This is a genomic window from Moorena sp. SIO3H5 (assembly GCF_010692395.1).
GTDB lineage: Bacteria > Cyanobacteriota > Cyanobacteriia > Cyanobacteriales > Coleofasciculaceae > Moorena.
This window is the reverse complement of the sequence record NZ_JAAHHS010000440.1, coordinates 1-6,111: the sequence shown is the minus strand read 5'-3', so window position 1 is coordinate 6,111 and position 6,111 is coordinate 1. Positions and strand designations below refer to the sequence as shown.

At 42.9% G+C, this 6,111-nt stretch carries 6 protein-coding genes; 1 reads left to right on the top strand and 5 read right to left on the bottom strand.

The window, feature by feature from the left end; all coding sequences use genetic code 11:
• Positions 1–175: 175 nt before the first annotated feature.
• A complete protein-coding gene (locus F6K52_RS30685; protein WP_293087843.1) occupies positions 176–811 on the bottom strand; it encodes a type I restriction endonuclease in 636 nt (211 codons plus the stop codon).
• Between the two features lie 160 nt (positions 812–971).
• Positions 972–1,985, bottom strand: coding sequence for a hypothetical protein (locus F6K52_RS30680; RefSeq protein ID WP_293087838.1), 1,014 nt, complete (start codon positions 1,983–1,985; stop codon positions 972–974).
• 543 nt (positions 1,986–2,528) lie between these two features.
• Here F6K52_RS30680 and F6K52_RS30675 point away from each other — a divergent pair.
• Positions 2,529–3,101, top strand: coding sequence for a Uma2 family endonuclease (locus F6K52_RS30675; protein ID WP_293087833.1), 573 nt, complete (start codon positions 2,529–2,531; stop codon positions 3,099–3,101).
• A gap of 236 nt (positions 3,102–3,337) precedes the next feature.
• On the opposite strand, the gene F6K52_RS30670 is transcribed toward F6K52_RS30675, so the two are convergent.
• The 3 genes from F6K52_RS30670 to F6K52_RS30660 form a co-directional block, all read right to left on the bottom strand.
• A complete protein-coding gene (locus tag F6K52_RS30670; RefSeq protein ID WP_293087828.1) occupies positions 3,338–4,084 on the bottom strand; it encodes an ABC transporter ATP-binding protein in 747 nt (248 codons plus the stop codon).
• Between the two features lie 18 nt (positions 4,085–4,102).
• Positions 4,103–5,374 carry an ABC transporter permease gene (locus F6K52_RS30665; protein WP_293087824.1) on the bottom strand — a complete coding sequence of 424 codons (1,272 nt, stop codon included), beginning with the start codon at positions 5,372–5,374 and terminating at the stop codon, positions 4,103–4,105.
• A 17-nt stretch (positions 5,375–5,391) separates the two neighbouring features.
• The coding region (locus F6K52_RS30660) for an efflux RND transporter periplasmic adaptor subunit (RefSeq protein ID WP_293087821.1) at positions 5,392–6,111 on the bottom strand (720 nt) is incomplete at its 5' end.

The window sequence follows — 6,111 nt, the reverse complement described above, 5'->3', positions numbered from 1 at the left end:
TTTCAAAAGCACCGATCTAGTAGCGTGGCACAGGCTTCTAGCCTGTGAACTAACGCATAAGCTGAGAGCTGAGAGCTGTTCGCGTAGCGTGTGCGTAGCACATAAGCTGATAGCTGATAGCTGTTCGCGTAGCGTGTGCGTAGCACATAAGCTGATAGCTTACTTTTTGTCTCCTCTAAGATTTAGCCGTGACAGCAGCAATACGCTTCAAAATACCCAAAACATCATATAAATAATTGCCAGGATTCCAGATATCAAAGGCTTTTGATAAACCATAGCGTAGGGTTTCGCCTTTCACTAACTTGATAAAGATAAAGCTGGCACCATTAGTAACAAGACCAAATGTTGGTTGCTCTGTTTGGGGACTCTTGAGCATGTAAACTAGTGCTTGAGGAATTGCTGGTTGTAAGGAAACAGCAGAACGTTTGGACTCAATTACGGCTATCCAAATTGGTTTACTAGTAACCAAAATATCAATCCGTCCTTTGATAATTGTGTCCTCATCTTTATCTTCAATGGGTAAAGACACTTCATACTCTGCTTTAACTTTAAAAGGCGGTTGGTAAAATCCTGCCAAATCCAATAAAGGAGAAACAACAACCATTTTAACTAGGTCTTCTAGTACCAAATCTTTAGACAAGTACTTGTAATTAGCTTTTGCTCTATCGAGCATTTGCCTTTCTAGTTCACTTAGTTGGGGGAGGTTTTCCACGCACTCTGGAAAAAACTCCGGCTCCATTACTTCTTGCAGCTTAAATTTATCTTCTACGTCACTAAGGCTGAGTTTTGATGGAGAAATAATAGTAGCCATAATGATTTTTTGAAATAATCATATTTAAATTATATCTTAAATAAAACCTGTGGCGGTAGTGGTAAAGATGTAGTGATTTGGCTACAGTCTTGTTAAGGTAACGGGAGCTAAAATCACTACTTGTCTTCCACTACCGCATTTCCTGCGCTCCTATGGATAGTTATCCAATATGTTCACAAATATAAGACCACATTAAATCAGATGACTCTTGAACTACTGGTTTTCCTGAGTGGGTTTGGGCTTCTTCTAAACCAGTAACATTTAATGTGTTAATCTCAGATAAAACTCGCTTGCCATCGTCATCCACTAATGTATCGAAGCCAAAAATGACAATACCTTGCTCCAAGAAACTAGGAATAATCGTTTCAGCAATTCTGATTTCGTCTTGATCCGGTTCGCCCACAGTTGTAGAACCCCCTGCTGACATATTGCAGATCCAAGAGTCTTCTTTAGGAATCCTGAGAAAACCTCCTGTCACTTTCCCATTAACCACTAGCACTCTCTTATCACCTTTGCTGTAATTTTTTAAGTACTTCATGGCTAAATAGTCACCACTATCCCTTAAGCTTTCTTCAATGACTGACTTGTATTCATCAAGGGAATATTGATTATTCCCTTCCCAAGCCTGGTCATCAACTATCCTGATAATACCTTTACCGCCATAGCTGCGCAGAGGTTTTAAAACAATGGGAAACTTTTGGTTAAATTCTAAAATTTCCTCCAAAGTACTGCAAAGTTTCATCGGTGGACACAGCTCTGGAAAGTTCAGAAGCGATGCCTTTGTATCTGTTTTTTTGATTCCTGATGGACGATTAATGATTTTATCTTCCGGTACATGACTGGTAATGAATTCAAAAAACTCATCGGGTATTGGTCTGTCTATCCTGAGAAAAATCAAATCATGATCTTTAAAGTCTGTTTTGATGCTAGCATTTAAGAATTGTTCCCCGCTTTCTTGAGGAACAAAGTTATCGTCAACCAACAAGCTCATTAACTCAGTGGAAGTATAGTCATAGAAAAATTCCTTATTTTTGGGGTTTCCCCTGCTTGCCACTTGAATAGAGTCACAAACAGGATGTTTAGCCATAGTTCTGAGTAGGGGATAGATTGCACTTATTCCCCCGTGGGTATGATGATCAGTAATAGCTAGTATTCGATACTTTTTATTGGTCATGAAATAATTCCGGTAGTTTGGAAAACCCCGATTTTAATCGGTGGAGGACGTATGGCATTTGCCTTTCGCCTAGGCAATTATATGACTTTGTGGCAGTTGTGGGGAACAGGGTAAGGGTGGGAAGTGTGGGGAGGGTGGGAAGTGTGGGGAGATGGGGAGATGGGGAGATGGGGAGATGTTTATTAAGCAGGTGCACAAAATTAATTACACATTTTCCAAAACTCAAAGCCTTACGATGTAAGGGTTACAGAGATTGGTAGTAGGAAATTAATTTTGTTTAGGTGCTTAAGAGTAATTATCCCAACATGATATAGCGCTACGGGCAAGGCAAGAGGCAAGAGGCAAAAGGCAACAGTTTACTACAACAGCTTAGGTGCGCTTTCCGCATTAAGAATTAAATTCGCCACGGGTCGCACCTTTTGCTGCTTGTATCAATGTCAAACACCTTAATGCGTAGTGCTATATAAAACCAAGAAGGAAAGTACCTGACCCGATTGAGAATTGCTATAGTATGGTCACATCTGTTTCTGGAACTAGCTGCCAATGGTAAAGATAGCTTACTTACCTTTGACTCTTGAAGAGTTTCTGGAACTTCCAGAGACTAAACCCCCTAGGGAATATATTAACGGTGAAATTAGCCAGAAACCAATGCCTAAAACTCGCCACTCCAGACTTCAGAGCAAGTTGACTAGTACAATTAATACTGTTGTTGAGGAAGGGCAAATTGCCTACGCTTTCCCAGAGCTACGATGTACTTTTGGCGGACGGTCAATTGTTTCGGATCTAGCAGTTCTTCGCTGGAACCAGATTGAATTTGATGATGAAGGGGAGCCTGTAGATGATGTGTTTATTGCTCCAGACTGGACTATTGAAATTATCTCTCCAGGCAAGAGTTCAAACCGAGTAATAGGTAATATTTTACATTGTATAAAACATGGTTCTCAACTAGGATGGCTAATTGACCCTTACGACCGCTCGGTCTTGATTTTTATACCTAACCAACAACCGGAATTATGTCAGGTAAGTGACTCTCTAGTGGTATTAGATGGTATCGACCTTCAGTTGAAAGCAGAGGAAATTTTTGGCTGGTTGAAAATGGTAAGTTCAGCAACATAAGGGAGTAGGGAGTAGGGGTAATAAAATTGACTGTACCTCATAAGTATGATCAACGCTATATACCAATTCTCTTAACGCTTGCATTTTGGTTGGGTAACTCCTCCTGTTACTAGAGCTTGATTACTACAGCCTTTTTTATAGCTATGAGGTACACAGGTTTTTTTTCTGTTCCCTGTTCCCTTTTCCCTGTTCCCCGTTCCCTGCTCCCAGATCCGCTGCTCCCTGCTCCCTGTTCCCTAAAACCCAGAACTTTGCACATCATCCAATTCAAAACCCCTATAAGTATTAAGACTAATAGATTTTAGAGGCATTTGCTCATCGCGATCTACTACCAAACCATCCTGCATCTGAATAAGTCGTTGGGTTTGGGCAGCTACATCATCTTCGTGAGTAACAATCACGATGGTGATGCCTTGCTGGTTTAATTCCCCAAGCAGATCCATGACTTCCTGGGAGGTTTTGGTATCTAAAGCTCCGGTAGGTTCATCTGCCAACAGCAAAGCGGGGCGATTAACTAAAGCACGGGCAATGGCAACCCGTTGTTGTTGTCCCCCAGAAAGTTGGCTAGGACGGTGGTGAAGGTGGTTGCCCAAACCCACTCGACTCAAGGCTTGCATTGCCCGTTGCCGTCGTTTGGGTTTAGGTACATTGGCGTAGACCATGGGTAGCATAACATTCTCCAGGGCTGTAGAGCGAGGCAAGAGATTGAATTGCTGAAACACAAAGCCAATGCGCTGATTGCGGATATAGGCAAGTTCGTCATCATGTAGGGTTGTGAGGTTTCTGCCTTCAAGGGCATAGCGTCCTGTAGTTGGGCGATCGAGACAACCGATAATGTTCATTAATGTGGACTTTCCAGAACCAGAAGCCCCCATAATGGCAATGTATTCTCCCTCTTTAATTGATAGGTTGATGCCCTTCAGGACTGATACCTGGACTTCCCCCATATCATAAATCTTAGTAATCGCTTCCATCCAAATCATAGTTTTTAATCCTATAGTTTAGTCAGTCCGTAAAGCAACGATTGGGTCTAATTTCGCGGCATTATTTGCAGGTATTACCCCAGCTAGTAATCCCACAATACAAGACAGTCCAAAACTAGAAATGACTGACCACAGAGAAAGCACAAACGGAAATTCGAAAATAGTGGCTGCACTGAAAGCCAAGGCTATTCCGAATCCCATGCCAATCACTCCCCCCACACCAGAAACCACGACAGCTTCTGCTAAAAATTGCTTGAGAATTGCTGATTTGGTAGCTCCTAGTGCTTTACGAATGCCAATTTCTCGCCTTCGTTCCACAACAGAAGCCAACATAATATTGGCAATACCAATGCCGCCAACAACTAAAGAAATTCCAGCAACTGCTCCCACCATCACCGTAAATAAACCCACCACATTATTTAAGGTATTGATCATGTCTGTTTGGTTAATGATTCTAAAATTATCGGCTTGGGGTGGATAAATATTATGGCGCAAGCGCAAGAGGTTGGTAACTTGAAATTGAGCTGCACTTAAACTCGACTCATCAGAGGCTTTCAACCACAACCCATTGATGGCAATCCCGGCTAGGGCATTATTACCAATAAGTCGCGCCGACATAGTCGTCAAGGGAATATATAGTTGATTATCTTGGTCTATTCTTCCTACCGCACCCTTAGATTCCATAACACCAATAACGATGTAACGCTCTCCCTGAATGCGGATATTGGCACCAACTGGATTTGCCCCCGGTTCAAACAGTTGTTCCTGTAACTTAGAACCAAGAACAACCACTGATTTACTAGAGAGCAAATCATCCTGATTAAAAAATTGCCCCGACTGGGGATAGATGTTCTTGACATCCTGGTAACTCAAATCTGTACCGATGACAGTAGTTAATATATTTTTTCCACCATAGACTACGGAGACATTAGGCTTTTGCAAGAATGCAGACACCGCAGTAGCCGTAGTCACCTGTTCTTTAATTGCCCGTGCATCCTCCCAATTTAAACGTGTTCCCCTACCAGTACTACCTAGATTGATGCGACTATTTCTGGGAGTATCAGGGAACACCAGCATGACATTTGTACCCAAACCCTGTAATTGCTGCTCGGTTGCCTTTTGCACTCCCTGACCAAGGGAAGTAATAGCAATTACCGAGGCAATCCCAATAATGACACCCAGCATGGTCAGCCCTGTGCGTAATCTGTTGCTCCACAAAGCCTCCAGCGCCATGACTAAGACTTCTACAGTGGATGCTGTACTAAAGCGAATCTTAACTGGTGTAGCCATTTTTGCACACCTTTCAACTAACGTGAACGTGAACCGCGAAAAGGAGGTGGGGTAATCGATTGCGGTCGGGACCCTTCTGGAAAGTTGATAAACACTCTTTCGGTTCCCTGCAAACCCGATTTGACTTCAGTTTTGTAATTAGCAGTAATGCCAGTCACTATGGGAGTGAAGATAGCTTGATTATTTTCTCCTGCTACAAACACACCCGTAGCATTCTGCTGGCGGACAATTGCCACTGTCGGTACAACTAAAGCATTTAAGAGTTTGCCTACATTGAACTCCAGATGGACATTCATCCCAGAACGCAGAAGTTGTTCTGAATCTGAGACAATGGCCACCTTAACCTCAAAGCTGGTAACATTCTGTTCTATAACTGCCTGGGCAGCAATTTGTGCCACCTGTCCGGTAAAGGTTTTTCCTGGGTAAGCATCAACAGTAATAGTGACGTCTTGTCCCAAGCGGATTTTGGAAATATTACTTTCTGCTACGTATGCCGTTACTACCTGGTTACTAGAAGCTAGGGACAAAATTGAAGAAGAGGTAGCCGATAAGACAGAACTACCTGCGGTAGTCGGGCTGACAAAGGCACCTGGATCGGCATACTTCCTAGCAACAATGCCAGTGAAAGGAGCGCGAATTACCGTATCTGCTATCTGTGCCTTGGCATTTTGCACAGCCCCCTCGGCTTGCATCACTCTAGCCCGGGCTTGGGCACGGCCAGAAGACATTGCCCAAGA